This is a genomic window from Micromonospora sonchi, from assembly GCF_014646235.1.
Taxonomy (GTDB): domain Bacteria; phylum Actinomycetota; class Actinomycetes; order Mycobacteriales; family Micromonosporaceae; genus Micromonospora; species Micromonospora sonchi.
Genome location: NZ_BMNB01000004.1, coordinates 1 through 17,017, shown reverse-complemented (window position 1 = coordinate 17,017; position 17,017 = coordinate 1). Strand labels below are relative to the sequence as shown.

11 protein-coding genes are annotated in these 17,017 nt (G+C 67.2%); 4 read left to right on the top strand and 7 right to left on the bottom strand.

What is annotated here, in order from left to right:
* Positions 1-151: 151 nt before the first annotated feature.
* From IEY61_RS05670 to IEY61_RS32280, 6 genes are all read right to left on the bottom strand, one after another.
* Complete coding sequence (locus tag IEY61_RS05670) at positions 152-1,438, bottom strand: DUF2399 domain-containing protein (protein ID WP_189041256.1); 1,287 nt, start codon at positions 1,436-1,438, stop codon at positions 152-154.
* Positions 1,435-4,518, bottom strand: a complete 3,084-nt coding sequence (locus IEY61_RS05665; RefSeq protein WP_229705707.1) for a coiled-coil domain-containing protein — start codon at positions 4,516-4,518, stop codon at positions 1,435-1,437. The genes IEY61_RS05670 and IEY61_RS05665 overlap by 4 nt, the downstream gene beginning before the upstream one ends.
* Entirely contained in the window at positions 4,515-5,177 is a 663-nt protein-coding gene (locus tag IEY61_RS05660) for a hypothetical protein (protein WP_189041254.1), read from the bottom strand. The genes IEY61_RS05665 and IEY61_RS05660 overlap by 4 nt, the downstream gene beginning before the upstream one ends.
* Positions 5,174-5,722 (bottom strand): hypothetical protein, encoded by a 549-nt coding sequence (locus IEY61_RS05655; protein WP_189041252.1) that lies wholly within the window; start codon positions 5,720-5,722, stop codon positions 5,174-5,176. Before IEY61_RS05655 ends, IEY61_RS05660 begins: the two co-directional genes overlap by 4 nt.
* Positions 5,719-6,939: a hypothetical protein gene (locus IEY61_RS05650; RefSeq protein WP_229705706.1), complete on the bottom strand. Its 1,221-nt coding sequence runs from the start codon at positions 6,937-6,939 to the stop codon at positions 5,719-5,721. The genes IEY61_RS05655 and IEY61_RS05650 overlap by 4 nt, the downstream gene beginning before the upstream one ends.
* A 395-nt stretch (positions 6,940-7,334) precedes the next feature.
* Positions 7,335-7,691 (bottom strand): zinc finger domain-containing protein, encoded by a 357-nt coding sequence (locus IEY61_RS32280; protein WP_444543342.1) that lies wholly within the window; start codon positions 7,689-7,691, stop codon positions 7,335-7,337.
* A 677-nt stretch (positions 7,692-8,368) separates the two neighbouring features.
* Between IEY61_RS32280 and IEY61_RS05645 the strand changes: the two genes are divergently transcribed.
* From IEY61_RS05645 to IEY61_RS05630, 4 genes are all read left to right on the top strand, one after another.
* Positions 8,369-8,953 carry a PASTA domain-containing protein gene (locus IEY61_RS05645; RefSeq protein ID WP_189041250.1) on the top strand — a complete coding sequence of 195 codons (585 nt, stop codon included), beginning with the start codon at positions 8,369-8,371 and terminating at the stop codon, positions 8,951-8,953.
* Positions 8,954-9,245: 292 nt separating this feature from the next.
* Positions 9,246-11,180, top strand: a complete 1,935-nt coding sequence (locus IEY61_RS05640) for an ATP-dependent nuclease (RefSeq protein ID WP_189041248.1) — start codon at positions 9,246-9,248, stop codon at positions 11,178-11,180.
* 6 nt (positions 11,181-11,186) lie between these two features.
* Positions 11,187-12,944: a UvrD-helicase domain-containing protein gene (locus tag IEY61_RS05635; RefSeq protein WP_189041246.1), complete on the top strand. Its 1,758-nt coding sequence runs from the start codon at positions 11,187-11,189 to the stop codon at positions 12,942-12,944.
* 221 nt (positions 12,945-13,165) lie between these two features.
* A complete protein-coding gene (locus tag IEY61_RS05630; protein WP_189041244.1) occupies positions 13,166-14,551 on the top strand; it encodes a hypothetical protein in 1,386 nt (461 codons plus the stop codon).
* Between the two features lie 94 nt (positions 14,552-14,645).
* On the opposite strand, the gene IEY61_RS31040 is transcribed toward IEY61_RS05630, so the two are convergent.
* Positions 14,646-16,874 carry an RNaseH domain-containing protein gene (locus tag IEY61_RS31040; protein ID WP_268240630.1) on the bottom strand — a complete coding sequence of 743 codons (2,229 nt, stop codon included), beginning with the start codon at positions 16,872-16,874 and terminating at the stop codon, positions 14,646-14,648.
* Between the last annotated feature and the right edge of the window lie 143 nt (positions 16,875-17,017).

The following is a 17,017-nucleotide window of genomic DNA, read 5'->3' as shown; positions in this document are numbered from 1 at the left end:
TGTGGCGCGACCGTCGGCCGGCACCCCGCCAGGACCGTAGAACCAAGCTGACGGAAGCGGCCGCCTGCGGCGGGGCCCTGGTGGTAGCTGACCGGGGGCGGCGACCCACCGTCAGCGGGACTGTACAAATAACTTGACAGACCCTTATTCGTCATCGCGAGTCGAGCGCCATGACCAACGCCGTGCGGGTGCTGGCTTCCTGTTCGACCACGTAGCCACGGGCGAGGCAGGCGCGGGCGAACGCGCCGACCTGGTCGCCGCGAGCGGCGACCGGTTCCAGACGCGTGCGAACGTAAGTCGAGAACGGTTTGCCAGAGGTGTGTTCGGCGGTGCCGACGTCGATAACGCGGATGGCGGTTGCCGGTGGGAGGTTGTCGTGGATGCGAGCGGTGATTCGGACGCCACCGAGGTCGGCGTCGGTGCAGATCCAGGTGAGCTGCACCTGGGCGGCGGTTTGCCGGATCAGGTCGAGAACTGGGTCGGGTGGTTGTCCGTGGCACCAGATGATGGGCAGGTGGGGGTGGGTGTCGCACACGGCTTCGGCGGCCTGCCGGTTTTCGATGATCAGCAGTGGTCCGGTGCTGGCTGTGACGGTGATGGTCAGCGGGTGGGTGGGGTGCAGTCGGAGGTCGTGCGGACCGGGTAGGCCGGACAGGTCGATGACGGGCCCGGTCGGGGGGTGTAACCGGACCGGGCCGGCGACGCCGATGTACGGCGACCGGGACAGGCCGATCTCGGCGAGCGCGGCTGGTTCGAATCCGAGGTCCGCCAGCAGCCGTTGCACGTCGTCGCGGGCTTTGGTGTTCGCGGCGTGGTGCTGGACGAACGCGCGGACGGAGGGGTGGACGGCACCGGTGGCCAGGTCGGTGGCCGCGTTGACGGCCCAGGTGAGCCGGTCGGCATGGTCGGTGCTGATCAACGCGTGCGCGACGCCGGGCCATTCGCCCGCCATGTCGGCGGCGAGGGCGGCGGCCCGGGTCTGCAAGTTGGTGCGTTGATCGCGGCGGCTGGTACGGCGGTCCTTCTCAGTGGCGGTCAAGGCGGGGTGCGGGTAGACCTTCTTCGGTGTGGGAGCTGGGCGGGCGCCTTGCAGCTCGTAACCGATGGTGATGCAGCCGGCGCGGGCGAGGGTGAACGCGATGATGTGGGCGCGGTCGCCGAACCGGTCGGTGATCTGTTTCCATCCGTGCTCGCTGCGGATCATCCATGCCCAGTCTGTGTCGGACAGCAGCCCGTTCGGCCGGTGCGGTGGCTGTACGGGGTCGTCGGTGCGCAGCCGGATGGTGCGGTAGTACGGCACTCCGCTGCGGTTGCGGGGATATCGGCCGGAGGCGGGCAGCGGCGCGTACGCGATCAGCCCCGGCCAGTCGGTGATTGACCGCAGCACGATCTCCGGGTCCGGTTCCTGGCCGGGGGTGGGCCCGTCGGGGTCTGTCATGTCAGCGGCTGCGGCCGGTAGGAGGTGATCCAGTCGGTGAGTAGCTGGACACGCGCGGTTTCGGATTCGCTGCCGACGACGATAGGGGCCTGGTTGTAGGCGTGGGTGTCGGAGGTGCGCCGCAGTTTGATGTAGAGGCTGGATGAGCCGACGGCGTAGCGTTCCATGTCGTCCTGCAGGGCGCCGATGACGCTGATCGCCCGGTCCCGGCCAATGTTCTCGAACAGGGCGACAGCGTCCCGGCGGTGCGCGGAGCCGAGGTTGCGGCCGAGTTCGTCGAGGATCAGCAGCAGCGGCCGGTCGGTGGCGCCGGCCAGGGCGGCGGCGCAGACGAGTTTGACGGCCTTGTCGTCCATCTGTGCGGTGTTGCCGCGCAGCCGGTAGGGCGACAGGGGTTTACCTTCGCCGCGCCGCCAGCGAGGGGTGATCGTCCACTGCCACGGTTTCTGCGGATCGGCGGGTGGTTCCGGTTCGGGGTAGTCAAGGGCGCCGCCGTAGCCGCCGTAGGTGGTGTCGAGGGTGTTGAACTCGTCGCTGACCTGTTTGAGTTTCGTTTTGATCGCTTTGGCGAGGGTGGCCCGCAGCGCGGCCGACGCGAGTTGCGCTTCGCGCATGGCGGCCTCGGCACTGGACAGGGTGCGGGTGAGGTTCCCTCGGTCGGTACGGATTTGGTCGAGTTGCTCCTGGTCGAGTTCGGCAAGCCCGTCCAGGTGAGTGCCGACGATCCGCAGCACGTGCGGGACGAGGCGAGTGTTCGCGCCGAAGTGCCGGTCGCGGCGTTGCTGATTGATAATCCGCAGTTCCTCGGGCAGTTGCTCCGCCGGGGTGCCGGGCGGGAAGCACACGTACTGCAGCCGGTCGGCCTGACCTACGCACAGATCGTCCCAGTCGGCGCTGCTGCGATGTTGTTCGGCTTCAGTGAGGGTAAGCAGGTGTTGGTGGGCGGTATCGGTGGTGCCCTGCCAGGCGGCTTGCCGGGCGGGCAGGTTCACCGCCGTCTTCTGGGCGGTCTTCTCCTGCCAGGTGACGCGGTTGAGGCGCCGTTGTTCCTTCAGCCCGTCCCGTTGGCTAGTGATCGCGGCGATCTGCTGGTCGCGGGAGGTCTTCTCGCCGAGCGCCTTGTCGTACTCGGCACGGGCCTGGGCCAGGGGCGTCTCGAGTGTGCCGAGCTCCTCGTCGATCCTGGTGTTGGCGGCCCGCAGCGTCTTTACCGTCGTGTCGAGTTTGTCGGCCTCGACGGCTGCCTTTGCGCCGGTGACTCGGTCGTCGGCGCGGCGGCGGGCCTTCCGGGCGGTCTTCAGGGTGCCTGCGGCGGTGTCGTCCGCGGTGACGGCGGCGTTGACGGCGGTGCGGGCTTTCTCGATCCGGCCTGCTCGGCCGGTGATCGCCTCGGGGAAGCCGGCAACGCCGTGGACACCAGTGGTCGTGTCGAGATGGGTGTCGGCGGAGCCAGCGCGGTCCCGCAGTGCAGCCAGGAACCGGTGGACGGTGGTGGCGGGGTCCGCTGGCAGCGGTAGGCCGTCACCGGCGGGGGTGCCGGCGGGGTCGGCTTCGATGAGTAGGGAGCCGGGCAGCCCGTCCAGGGCGACTGCGGCTGCGGCGGCGTCCGCGACGACGACGGCATGCCGATAGGGCAGCAGCCGAGCCTCCCAGACGGCACGCTGCGGTTCGGTCAGCGAGATCACGTCAACCAGTGGAACCGCGGTGATGTCTTCGGCGCGCAGGGCCTGGACCTGGGCGACCGCGACGTCCTCACCTCGTTCAGCGGCGGCGAGCTCGTCGCGGGCGTCACGCAGCCGCTGTTCGGTGACCCCGGCGGCGCGTTGGGCTGCCTCGACGGCGTTTTCGGCGGCGGAGAGTTCCTGTTCGGCCTGTTCGACGCTCCGGCCGTCGGCGGCCGCCGCGGTCTGCCGCAGCCCACGGGCGGTGGCGGTGTGGAGTTCGATCTGGGCGATGTTGGCGGTCTGCTGTTTTCCCAGCGCGTCGACGGCTGCTTTGGTGTCGTCGTAGGTCTTCTTCCGGGTGCGGAAGTTCGCCTCGAGGGCTTTGTCGTCGCGCAGCCGGGCCAAGTCGCCGTCGGCGGTGTCGATCGCTGCGTCGAACTCGGTCTTGGTGGCGTCGAGGTTGCTGATGTCGTGGGCGAGTTCGTCAGCGAGGACGACACCGTCGACGAGATGGCGAGCGCACCGGGATCGCCAGTGGTCGTCGGCTTCGGCCCGCAGGGTCCGGGCCTGTTCCCTGGCGTGGATCAGATCTTCGATGACGGTGACCCGGGTGTTCCATGCCTCGTAGTCGGTGCGGGCCTGGCGGGCTTCGTCGGCGTGCTGGTATTCGACCTGCCGGGCCTTCTGTTCATCCTCGATCTCCCGGTTCAGTCCGGTCAGCGCCCCGATGGCGTCGAAGATCCGTTCGGGGGTCAGCTCGTTGAGCGGCTGGGCGAGCAGGTTCGCGGTTGCGCTGGCCCGCACCGACGTCGAGAGGAACGACACGCACCGCACCGTCTGCCCGTACAGGGTCCGAGCGAGTTTGTTGGCCCGCAGGTCGGTGCGGCCGTTGCTGCGCGGCAGCGCGTCCCACTGCCCGTCGGCGCCTTCCGCGCGATCGTTTTCGGTGTCACCGAACGCGACGTGCAGCCGCGTCGCCCACCGCAACTCCACATGCGGCGCCTGCCGGTTGATCCGTAGCCACACCGTCAGCACGCTGGCTTCCAGCTCGGGCAGGGTCTGCGTCGACGGCGGCACGTACACGCCGATGATGTAGCCGTGATCGGCGTTGGCGTGAACGACTTCCTGCCCCGCCAGTTCGGCTGTGAACAGCAGCTCGGCGGCGTCCTGCGCCCCGGATTGCAGTCGCCACTGGTCGTCGGCGTGCAGCAGGCTGATCCCGGCGATAAACGACGACTTCCCGGCGCCGTTGGAATCCGACGGCCCCTGCCCGGCCACGGTGATCAGACCGCGGGGAGTGATCGGCACCGGATGCGTTGACAGGCGAGAGATGTTAACCATCTGCACGCCGGCGAGCACGCGAGGCCCGACGATGTCGACGTTGGCGCTGCCGTCGGCCGTGTGCGGTGCCGTCAACGGATGTTCTCCCTGCTCGTGCGGTTTCGGCGTTCGCGAATCGCGGCGGCGAGTGGATGGCTCGGGGCAGCGGCGAGGATCAGCTGGTCCTGCAGCCGGCTGCGGGCGGCCGGGGTGAGCCGCAGCAGTTGCGGGCCGGGAACATAGCCGCCTTCGCCACCAGCGCGGTCGCGGCGGCGGGCCAGCAAACCGCAGCTGACGAGTCTGCTCAGCGCGGCCTTCCCGACGCCGGCGGGCACCTTGCCGTCCTTGAGCACGTCGGTCTCGGTGGTCACGAACCCGCTGGTCCACGCGTCGGCACCCAGCTGTTCCTCGCTGCGGGGAATCGCGACCGAGTACACCAGGACCAGCACGAGCACGGCCCGTTCGACCGGGGTCAGCGGCTGCCAGCCGTCGGCGGTCAGTTCCGCAGTGACGGTGTCGTCGTAGCCGGAGGTGAACCGGACGTCGTCGACGGCCACGAGGGTGCGGCCGGTACGGCGCAGCAGCTGTTCGAGTCGTTCCCGGCTGGTCGGGTCCTGCAGCGCGGGCAACTCCTGGCGGTGAACCGGTTCCCGGGAGTGTTCCAGCAGCGCGTACGCCGCCTCGACGTTCTCGCGCTGCCTGTCGGTCAGCGGGGCCAGTACGGTGTCGAACACCACGTTCCGCTCGCTGTTCATGCCTGCTCCTGCAGGTGGTCACTGGTGGGATGGTCGGAGGAGGGCAGCATGCGCCACATCTCCCGCAACGTGGACAGATCCATAGCCGTCCACGCGGATACCCGAGGGCCGAGCCGTACGTGCCCTGGCGTGGGCAGAACCCACCGTGACGTTTCCAGTCGCCGCAGGCCGGCTGTCAGCAGCCGACGCCGGCTGATCCGGTCGCGGCCCGGCGTCAGAGCGGCTAGAACGGTGTCGACCTGTTCGAGGCCAGCGAGGCGGCCCGGCCACGGATCGGCGGCCGGGTCGGCCCAGCAACAGCGCAGGCAGGCGGCCAGGACCCGCAGCGTGCCAGACAAGTCCGACAGCGTCATCGGTTCCTGCCCGTACTCGGCCAGCACGTGCGGGCCGGCGCCGGTGGGCAGGTGCGCAAGCAGCCACACCGACTGCGCGTCCGATTCCACCAGCCGGCGCATCCCGTCCGGGCTGCGGCTACCGGCCGGTTCCCGCTGCGGCCCACCGGAGCGGACCTTCGCCCACCACACCGCTGTGTCGCGCTCGTTCACGATGCCACCGTCACGTTCTGCCGCCGCAGCCAGCCGTCGCTCACCCAGGTCACCTCTGCGCCCGCGTCGACGCGTAGCCCGTCACCCCAGGTCAACTCGTAGGGCAGCTCGGGTCGCAACCCGATCGCGGTCAGATCGGACAGCACCCTGCGCCCGGAGGGCCAGTCCCCGGCAGCAGCCAGCAGCGCCGCGACGGTGACCTTGTCACCGCCGGCGAGGAATTCCTCCGCTCGGTCGACAAGCAGCCGCAGGTCACCGTCGATGTTCGGCAGGTCCCCCGGCCCGCCGTCGTCGATCCGCGGCCGCGGCGGCGGCGTGCGCCCGACGTCGGTGTGTAGCCCTTCCTCGACCGCAGTGAGCAGATCCTGGGCGGTGAAGAACGGGTCCGGGGCGTCGAACAGCAGACCGTCGACCGCAGCGGCCAGCTCGTCGATATCCGCCTCCCGGGCGAAGGTCCGCCACCGTTCCGCCGGCAGCAACCCCAGCGCCCTGGTCCGGCCTGCCTTGTCGATCAGCCGGCCCGCCGCGGCCGCCACCGCGTCGCGATACCCGGCGACGGCCAGCCGCAGGTCCGTGCACTCCGGCAGCAGTTGTGGCCAGATGTCGGCCGCCCGGTTGTGATAAGCGGTCGCCTGGTCCAGCAGCTCCTGGTTACCCAGCAGCGGCTCGGCCTGCTCGCGCAGCGACTCGACGGTCCCGGACTTCGCCAACTGCATGATGGGGTTCGCCAGCAGTCGGAACACCGTCGTCATCTGCACCAGATGATCGCGGCCCTGCTCAAGGGTGGTCGTCTCGTCATCGATGGCGAGCCGGGCCACCGACAGCAGCTGATGCAGCTCGCTCAGTCCGCCGGTGTGCGACAGCCGACGCAGGAACAGCAGCATTACGTACGGCGCGAACGCGGCCTGGTAGTACATCTCGTTAGGGCGTTCGTTGACCTTTGACACCGCCCGGTACGAGCGCAGCACCTCGAACCGTCGGCGCACCACGCTATCAGCGAAAGTTTGGCAGGCGGCACATACCTGCTCGATCGTCAGACCGGCCGGCCCGGCGAGCGCGAACGCGTTCAGGATGGCCTCGTCGATGTCGACACTGCCGGAGTCGTCGATCATGCTGCCGGAAGTGCGGGCCAGGACCGAGTGCACCTGCCGATAGATCGCCAAGACTGTCGAGTCTGCTACTGCCGCCTCGAACGGCAGCTCGTCGGGCCCGGTCACCGGTCACCGCCGACGACATCGCGGGTGGCCGCGAGCTCGGCCGGCAGGTCGGAGGTGACCCGGGTGGCGCGTGAGGTGGGCAAAGGTCTCTCTGGCGCTGTCAGGTGCGCAGTCACGGGATTATTCTGCTCTCTGCATCTGCGCCAGCACTTGCCCGAACGGTGCCGTCACGCGGCGCCCGTCCGCCGGTAGGGGCGACTCGCGAGCACGTCCGCCGTCGACCCGCGAACCGCGCGCCCACGGCGGAGAGGCAAAAGCCCAGTCGCAAGGCCAAACTCCTGCTGCCGGCGTCTCATCTGGTTCCCCCACTGGCCGGCGACGCTGCCATACCGCGCCTTTGTCACCGTAGCAACGCATTCATCATGCTCGTTAAATGCGTCAAAGCGTGGAACGCGCTACCAATACTCGTCCGAATGATCTTGCCAGCGCTCGGCGTGAACTGAGGTGCTCGGCCGTCCGGAGCTGGTACGGCACCTGTGCTCGGCCGGTGCATGGCACCGAGGACAGCTGTGGTCGGACCATGTCCAGATAGGTAACGCTGCTGTTGGATCGGCCTGCTTCCGGTGATGGTTGAGATGACGGGTCAGAGCGGCTCGTTGCTCATCCACGTCGAAAGAGGACTCGCTGTACTCCAGCCAGACTGATGGCTCCAGTACGTTGGCGGCTCGACCTGGACGCTCTGGGCAGTAGGTGCACACGGCGCAGTACAGGCGGCCACCCGAGCGTTGGATGTGTGGCTCGGCCACGCCCATCTCGGGGGAGGGGCCGTCGCAGTCGATGATGGGGTACGTCGGTAGGACTTCCACCTCCTGCTGGGTAACCTGACCGGCGACTGCGTCAGCGATGCGCTCCACCGCTTCAGCGATACGGCGGAGGTAGTCGTTCCCGCGGCCGTCATCGTTCGACCTGGGGAAGGTCATGTAGGGATGCGTCTGCCGGGGGTAGCTCACCGGCTCAGCGTAGCCAAGGGCCTTGAGAGCGTCAGCGGCGCGAACTACGGGTTGCCCGCCTTCGCTGCCATCGACCGTGGTTCGCGCGCCAAGTTTCGGGGCCTGTTGGTCCCGATAGGCCGATGTCGGCCATCGAGGCGGAGCTCGCTGGTGCTCCGTGAATACTCGGACGTAAGGGAACCGGGGGTGGGCAGGCCAGCTGAGCTGGTTTATCGCCTCTGCAAACGAGTAGTAATTGTGATGGCGTTCATGCCCGAGCACAACGTCTGCAGGTGCGGGCCTTGAACTCCACGATCGCCGCTGCCGTTACCGCACCAATGGACTGCATATGATCATCGATTGAGCATGACCGGTGAGGCCCGAGAGCCGGATTCGCCCCGCCTATCAAACCCCTGCGGCCCTCGGAAGTCGGTTACCTGACAGCGACGCACCCGATCGGCTGGTGTGCATGACAATCACCGCCGACCACACTCCACCGGGTGACTTACCAATCGCCTGACAACAACGCTGCGTGGCAGGGACCGCCACCGGCCACACAGCAGTTCACCCACGGTCTGCCACCGGCAGCACCGCCTCGCCGGAAACTCGGCATCGGCGCAATCATCGGTATCGTCACTGGGGTAATCGTCATCGCGTGCTGCGGCGTAACCGGGATCGTCGCGGCCGTGAGCGGTGAGCCCCAACCGGAGGCGAAGTCCTCGCCGACAGCCGCAGCGGTCGCGGCGACTGTTCCCGCTGCTGCGGCACCCACACCGGCGCCGACGACGTCAGTCCCCACCGCGACTGCTCCGGCTGCGACAACCGCCCCCGCCCTGCCGGCACCTACCGCGCCGCCCGCACCGACGAAGCTGGTCATGCCGAACTTGAAGGGTATGAACGCTGCGGTCGCCGACGACAAGCTCCGGAAGCTCGGGTTCACAAACATTCAGTACGGTAGCCAAGACGAGAACGACACACTGGTTCTGATACTGGCAAACTGGACGGTGACAAAGCAGTCAGCGAAGGCCGGCAGCAAGATGCTTCCGGATGACCTGGTGGTAGTGACCTGTACCAAGCAGAGCTGAGTCCGACGGGTAGCAACTCCCGCTGTGACCCTGATCGACAACGAACAACACGCCCCCACCGTGCTACGCGACTACGAGGACCATTTCGACCGACACCGACCACACCAGAGCCTGGATCAGCATCTACCCGACTGCGACCGACGCGGTCGTCGCGATCGACCAGGCGATCCGTCGGCGCCACTTTCTTGGCGGCCTCATCAACGAGTATCGACGAGTTGCTTGATCCGCTCACAAATCCGCAGCTCATGGCTTGAAACACAATTTCGAGAAGGTACAGGGAGTTCCCACCAGCATGCCCACAGCACCGACCACGCTCAGCGCACCAACCACGGGCAGCGGCATGTATCTCGCCGGCCTGCGTCTCACGAACTTCCGCTCGTGTCGCGGCGTGGAGATCAAGCTCCAGCCCGGCCTGACGCTGCTCGTCGGCGATAACAACTCCGGCAAGTCCAACGTCATCGACGCGATGCGGTTGCTGACCACGCCGCTGAGCGGGCGACGGGTCCGCTACCTGGAGATCGACGACGTCTCCACCGGTACGGATGGGCCGATCGAGATTGTGGGCGAGTTCGACGGTCTGACGCGGTTTCAGCAAGGCCAGTACATCGGCGCGCTCGATATTGCCACGAACAAGGCGTACTACATGACCCGGTTCCGGCCGAACGTGGACGTACCCCGCCGGTCCAAGCTGGAAAATCTGGTCGGGCGAGCCGCCGGGCCCGACGCCGAACCTGAGAAGCGCGACCAGATCCGGCACGTCTACCTGGCGCCGCTGCGCGACGCCAAGCGTGAGCTGGACTCCGCCACCGGCAACCGTATGGCGCTCATCATCAAGTACCTGACGAGCGAGGCCGACCGAACGGACTTTCTCGACCAGGCGATCGACGGGCTGCGCAAGCTCGAGGAGCACGATGTCATCACCGGCACCCAAAAGCGGCTGCAGGAGCACGTCAGCGACCTCACCGATCCGGTCCGTGGGCAGGTCATCGGTCTGAGCTTCCGCGACGTCCGGCTGCAGCGGCTCGCTCGTGGCCTGCGCCTCAAGATGGCCGAGCACGGCGTCGACCTTGCCGACATCGAGGACTCGGGCCTTGGCTACGCCAACCTGCTCTACATGGCGTCGGTCATCATCGAGTTGCGCAACGCCCAGGACGCCGAGCTCACGCTCTTCCTCGTAGAGGAGCCGGAGGCGCACCTTCACCCGCAGCTGCAGGCCGTGCTGCTGGACTACCTTCAGGAGCAGGCCGTCAAGTCGCTGCGCGACGACACGGACGGCCCGGCGGGTCGCATCCAGGTGGTCGCCACGACCCACTCGCCGAACCTGGCCAGCGCGGTGGGCATCCGCAGCATCGTGGTCCTGCGCACCCAGGAGACCCCGACACCGGAGATCACCGAGGATTCCTTGGCCACCGAGGTCGAGGTGGTGCCGACGGGCATCCAGCGCGGCACCGCCGCGATCGCCCTGTGCGACATCGACCTGACCGATGAGGAACGTCGCAAGATCGACCAGTATCTCGACGTGAGCCGTGCTGAGCTGCTGTTCACCCGGCGCGCGGTCCTTGTGGAGGGCGTCTCCGAGGCCGTCATCCTGCCGCCGCTCGCACGCCACTGCGTTCTCGATAAGACGGCACCCAGCTACGGGGCGAAGTGCCGCGAATTCCGGGCCGTGTCGATTATCAGCATCGGCAGCGTCGACTTCGGCCCGTACCTCAAGCTCCTCCTGCAGCAGGTCAACGGCGTTCGGCTCGTCGACCGGCTGGTGGTCATCACCGACGGCGACCCCGACGTCGCTGGCGAGGTCGACCAGGACGACGACCTCGACGATGAGCCCAAGGCCGGCGAGCCAAAGACGGAGGACGAGCCGGCCGCCACACTGAGCCGCAAGGACCGGCTGGAAGAGATCGGCACCCAGCTGAGCGCCGACTCGATCCTCGCCGTGTTCGCCGCCGAGTTCACGCTCGAGGCCGACCTGATGAACCCGTTCACGGTCAACGGCCCGCTGCTGGAGACCGCGTTCAAACGCCAGAAGCCCAGGTCGGGTAGGTTCTGGAGCACGCTCACGACGAGCACAAACCCGGCGGAGGTCTTCTACCGCAAGCTGCGCACCTCCAAGCGGTACATCGGCAAGGGCGAGTTCGCCCACGACGTCGCCGAGCTGATCCAGAGCGGCGGCACTTTCAAGTGCCCCACCTACCTCACCCAGGCCGTCCAGTCGGCGATGCGGTAAGCGGTCATGGACGAGATCGACTTCTCGCCGGCTCAGCGCGCCCTCATCGACAAGCCGGGCAGCGTCTTTGTCCCGGCGTGCCCGGGCGCCGGGAAGACCCAGAGCATCGTCGAGCGCTTCACCCAACGCCCCGGCGTCCCTGCTCGGCAGGGCGTCGCCCTGTTGTCGTTCACTAACGCCGCGATCAACGAGGCGCGGCAGCGGTGCGCCCAGCGGCCAGACCTCATCACGGCCCCGAACTACGTCGGCACGATCGACGGCTTCATCAACCGGTTCATCGTCACGCCCCTGTACAAGGCGCTGACGGGCCAGGTCCCCACGTTCAAGGACTCGTGGCACACCGTCCAGGGCACCACGTTCGGAGTGGCGGGAGCGCCGCTGGAGTTCCAGCTCGGCTGGTTCGCCTTCGACCACGACGGCGCCAACGCCCGGCTGGTTAACCACCAAGTCCCGTACGCCCAGCGAAGCACCGTGACCAACCTCCCGGACTGGCAGCGGAATAAGGCCAACACCAGCGCCTCGCGCCTGGCTCGCCGGTTCCTCGCGAACGGGGTGATGGACTGCGCGGCGACGCGGGTGCTGATGGAGCACTACCTCACCGACCCGACCAACCGGGCGCGCCTGGGCCAGCTGATGAGCGCCCGGTTCGGATCGGTCATCGTCGACGAGGTGCAGGACTGCGACAGCAGCGACATCTTCCTCATCAACTTTCTGCTGGACTGCGGCATTGAGACCGTCATGGTGGGCGACCTCGACCAGTCCATCTACGGCTTCCGCGGCTCCACCATCGAAGAGGTCCAGAACCTCGTCGGCCGGGTCCCCGAAGGAACCCGGTTCGACGGCAACTACCGAAGCTCCCCGGCGATCTGCGCCGTCGTCAACAGCTTGCGCGCCGACGCCGGCACCGATATTCCGCTCGGGAGATGGAAGGACGACCAGTACCCCGTCGTGGTCCTGCCCGTGAGCGGGTTCGGCCACGCTCGCTCGAAGATCATCGAGGTCGCCGAGTCGATGGGCTTCACTGACGAGGAAATCAAGGTGCTCGCCTACGCCGAGAAGGACGCCCGCGAGTGCGCCGGCGCCTCACCGCCGGGCGACAAGAGCGGCGGCAAACTCGTCCAGCTCGCCCAGGCCGCAGCAACCCTCCAAGATCTCCGCGCCAGCGCCCGGGCCCGGACCCAGGCCATGCAGACGATCGAAGGCATCCTCCGCGGGCTCGGCCACAACGACGAGCATGTGCTCGCCGACGCCGAGTTCCTCGACTCCGTCGGACTCACCCCACGCACATTCCGGAACGGATGCCTGCGGCTCGCCAGTAGAACCTCACCCTTCGGCGGCCCACCCAGCGCCTTCCGCGCCGAAATGCGCAACGGCATCAAGGCGATGGGGTGGGACGACTGGATCAACACCGGTAGCCTCCGCTCTCCGAACGGCGACACCTGGCCCGTCCTCATGGTCGACGAACCCGATGCGCTCGACTGGTCGACGATCCACGGCTTCAAGGGCCTCCAGGCAACGGTCACCGCAGTCGCGATCCCGCCGCTGCCGAAGCGCGCCACCTCCACCGACGGGGTCGGGCTCTGGAGCAAAGGCGATCCCGGCGAAAGCCGGCGGGTGCTGTACGTCGGCGCATCCCGCGCCCAGCGCCTGCTCATCCTGGTAACCGCCGATACGCAGGTGCCCACTGTAACGTCCTGCCTTCAACGGGACGCGGTGCCGTTCATGGTCGTCCACAACACCCGAGACTCCAGGGCACGAGCCTGACACCCAGCCTCATCGCCGCAGTTTCATGGCCTCGACCGCAGGCAGATCGCAGGCCGCCGCGTTCCGCATCCGGTGCGGCCGAACCGCGACACACCGGTTCCTCGCACACCATACAAATGCCTCCACACCGCGCCGTCGGGCAAGCCTGGGGCTTGAACCGCTTGGACGGCGAACTGACAGGCGGTGGCTACCCTCGAATTCGCGCCCGAGCCTTCCCTAGCATGTTCGTGGTGACGATGCGCCCATCGGCCGGTTCCGGATTCTGGTCTTCGCCTGAGGCATGGCAGTACCGATCGTTCGTACGCCGCCGGCGTGTCAGGCGCATCGACGTGGGCGGGGAGCCCGAGGGTAAAGGCGAGCGGGGCCGCCGAGCGGCCCAGGAGTTCCAGCGGCAGGTGGCCGCACAACAGCGAGCTGCCGGCCACCGAGCGATGACCGGGCCAGTCGCGTTGGAACTTCGGTTCATCTCGACGCGGCCGACACCGCCCGCGATTCACCGGATGGCGAAGTGGGCACTCGATGTCCTTGAACAGCCCGGTCCTACCGTCGCGCTGAGCGCCGATCGCCGGCCGCTGGTGTATCGCAACGACCGTCAGGTCAAGCTGCTGCACGTCTCTCTTGACCAGGCTTGGCCAGGAGACGGGCACCGGCCCGGACCCGAGGGCCCCAAGACGATAATCCATGCTCAGCCACTGCGAGACGCTGTCGAGGACCTACGCGTGTCCCACGAGTTGTCGACAGTCGGACAGCGGCACTTCATGGACCGAGACGTGTTCGGGGAGGACGAGGAAGACGATTACCCGCGCATCGGCCCACCTGAGGAGTGGGACACGGAGGTACCGCAGCCGACTGGCGATCCTGCACGGGACCGGTTCAACAAGTCCCTGCTGGCGTGGAGTACCTACCAGAATCTTGAGCTTGCCCAGAAGCGGTTACTGATCGCGATGGACCGACTGGTGGATGGCGCGATTTGGTCCGCGCCCTACCAGATCTCGGCGGCGGGCGCTCGCGACGGCGGCGGGACCCGGCGGCGGCCCGAGCTGCTCGATCTGGTCGAGCAGCACGAAACCGAGCCGTGGCAGGACCTGCTGTCGTTCCCATTGACGCTGCCGCTACCAGGCCTTCCGGAAAACACCGCCGATCGACGCACCTTCCGCGACGCCCTATACCTCAGCATGGAGGACTTTCGAGGTAAGTGGCCCGTCCTGAAAAACCTAGTCGTCCCCATCAAGGTCACCATGTTGGTGGTGCCCCCGCAGCAGGGAAAGGACCTCGACAATCTCGCCCTCGACGTGCTCCCAGCGGTCCACGAGGTGCTTCGGCCCCACATCGAGCCACGGCGCTTCACCCCCAGACTCCTTGCCGAGGGCGACCCGGCCGCCACGCAGACGAGACGGGAGCACGATCAAGCGCTCAAGCGGCTGAAGTCGCTCAACGCCCAGAGCGTCACCGCTTACCAGGTGGTCGAGCTGAAACGTCGTCCGGAACACCCGCCGCAGGGGCTTCTGAGGCTTACCCTCGGGCTCGGCGACGGGTACGACCATCACACCCAAAGCCTGTGGAAACGCACCGACAGACGGCTGTGGCGCAGGCTTCACGGGCTCTGACGAACGACCAAAGCGGCGAGCACGGGTCCGGCGTCCACCACAGTGACGGATCGCCTCGGCCCGACTTGGCACGGTGCAGGCGTCGGTCAGGGGATTATTCTTGTTCGTCGATGTCTGGCTCCTCGTCGGCTGATTGTGCGGTGCGGCGGTACTGGGGATGGTCTTCGTCCATCTGTATTGCCGCGTGCAGGGCGACGGGGTAGCGGGCGCGGCCGGACCAGTACATGGTTTGGTGACAGAGTTGGGCGGTAGCGAACGCGAGTGCCTCGTGGGAGACGCGGTCGTTGAGGGCGATGGGGAAGATCTCGGTGGCGGTCATCGTGTACCACGGTTCGGGCATCTCGCTCTTGCGGCGGTCTTCTCGATTCTCGGAGATGACGGCGCGTTTCGCGTCCCAGCGGGTGTATTTGGCGCCGAGCCGGCCCGAGTTTCCGCCGTCGTAATTGCGGGGAACGTTACACAAGAGCCATACCGGGGTGCCGAAGTCCGTCTCGATCTCGTACAGAGCGTTGGTCGTCTCACCTTCCTTTTCGCCGTCTCGTGTGCTGAGCACGCGGGTGTATGCGACCGGCGGGGGCACTCTGTCGTCGGCAATGTTGACGCGGATGATCGCGTCGGGGCGTTCATCCTCTTGGAGGCTGTAGCCGGGAAGCCAGTATTTGTTTTTGCCCGTGCCGGGGTGGCTGCTCTGCTTGCTGTTCTGTAATCCGTCCCAGATGCGTCGGGCACTGTCCTCGTCGACGGTGACGACGTAGGGTCGGCCGTCGAGCTCTTCAACGAGGTCCTCGAGGGCGCGTTCGATGACGGCGCCGATGTCGTCCCAGCGATGGCGGTAGGACTTCTTGCCGCCGGCCTCCTGCGGGTACTGGTTGGCGTGGAACTGGTTCTGGGCCGAGCGGTAGGGCTGCCAGCGAGGGACGGCCGAGCTCCAGCCACGCAGTTGCCACACGTCGCCGCGTTTCGCTGGCGGGACCAACGCGGTTGCGGTTACGACAATCTTGGGTGAGGTTCTCTCACCCTTGCGCTTGTTTTGCTGGCGGATGTGGAATCCGACGTGGGCGATCCGGTCGGGCCCATAGAGCGCGTGCCGCGGCTCGGGACGGAGAGCGTTAGCGATGCGGTCATCGATGATGCCGAGGGAGCGGTAGAGGTCGAGTAGCGCCATCTCGGTCGGATGATCGGGAGCTTTCGGCTGGATGACGCCCTGGGCGTTCTTCCCGAGCACGTATTGGCTGGCGATGTCTCTACCGGCCAGGATCGTCTTGGTCTGTGGTTTGGCGTCTATATCCTCCAGCTCGGCGGGTTTGAGGCCGGGAGCATCGTCGGCGGTGGGGATGTGGGTTTCGCACCAGGCGCCGACCAGGACGCCGCCGCTCGCGTCGAGCGCCGCGTCAGCCGGCTTCAACGCTTTCGTTCTGCCGCTCGGGCTGCCGTGAGTGAGGAAGTCGCCCATGAAGTGGAAGACCGCAGTGATCGTGCCGCCGTAGAGGTCGATCTCCTGGCCGTCGCGCGGGTCCAGTCCCTTGTTGTCGAGGTTGTACGTCTTGGCGAGGGTGGTGAGCATCCGTAGGCGGGTCTCGTCGCGGTACCAGAGGCAGACCAGGCGTAGCTTGGTGAAGCCGGCTGCTTTGACGGCGGCGGTGATGGAGGCGGGTTCGGGGAACGCGGTGCCCTTGCCGCGCAGCGGTATGTCGGACCCGGCTTCGCGTTCGGCCTTGCGCCGGTCCATCTCCGCCTTGGAGACCCTCTCGGGGTCGGTGGGGCGGTGAGGCAAGGTCAGGGTGGTGGCGCGTGCGACGAGCGGTTCGGCCAGGTCCTGGAACCGGTTCAGGATGTGCTGGTTGAGCACGCGTAGGTGGTGCATGCCGGTGCCGACACCGATGGGGAATTGGCGGTTCTTGGGCAGTACCGGCCAGATCTGGTCCGGCCGTTCACGGGGGAATCTCAGTTTGGGTTTGCCGTCCTTGACGGCCTTGGCGACAGCCTCGGCGCGGATCAGTTGTTCAGCCCGCGAGCGGGTCGCAATGGCTTTCAGGATGGAGTAGTCCATGTCGAGACGTCCGAGCGCTTCGAGCGCGTATCGGCTGATCGTGCGGGCTCCGCCGCCACCGTGCAGTGCCACTTCGAGGATCGGCCGATTCTTACCGGGTTGGATCGCCAGTACTTTCCTGCTGTAGATCAGCGAATCGGAGATGCGGGTCACCCGGGAGGTCACCATGAGTACGGGGGTGAGGATGTTCGGCACTGTTGCCAGGCTCAGAGCGGTACGGGAGAGGGCGTACCGGCCGCCTTGGTCGTTCTCCCACGGATCGTCGATGGCGATCAGTCCGCCGGTGACGCAGGGCTATTGCGTAGTCGGGTTACTCCTGGTTACGGCATCGATGAGTTCTGTAGATCGTCGGTTGGCGCGTCGGGTAGCTCGGGCGATGTTGGGTTCGCCATTGCTGCGGTGGTAGCCGATGGAGG

Excerpts from the sequence above, each read along its gene's own strand:
- IEY61_RS05670 (WP_189041256.1), bottom strand. The coding sequence starts at position 1,438 with ATGACAGACCCCGACGGGCCCACCCCCGGCCAGGAACCGGACCCGGAG.
- IEY61_RS05660 (WP_189041254.1), bottom strand. The coding sequence starts at position 5,177 with ATGAACAGCGAGCGGAACGTGGTGTTCGACACCGTACTGGCCCCGCTG.
- IEY61_RS32280 (WP_444543342.1), bottom strand. The coding sequence starts at position 7,691 with ATGGGCGTGGCCGAGCCACACATCCAACGCTCGGGTGGCCGCCTGTAC.
- IEY61_RS05640 (WP_189041248.1), top strand. The coding sequence starts at position 9,246 with ATGCCCACAGCACCGACCACGCTCAGCGCACCAACCACGGGCAGCGGC.
- IEY61_RS05635 (WP_189041246.1), top strand. The coding sequence starts at position 11,187 with ATGGACGAGATCGACTTCTCGCCGGCTCAGCGCGCCCTCATCGACAAG.
- IEY61_RS05630 (WP_189041244.1), top strand. The coding sequence starts at position 13,166 with ATGTTCGTGGTGACGATGCGCCCATCGGCCGGTTCCGGATTCTGGTCT.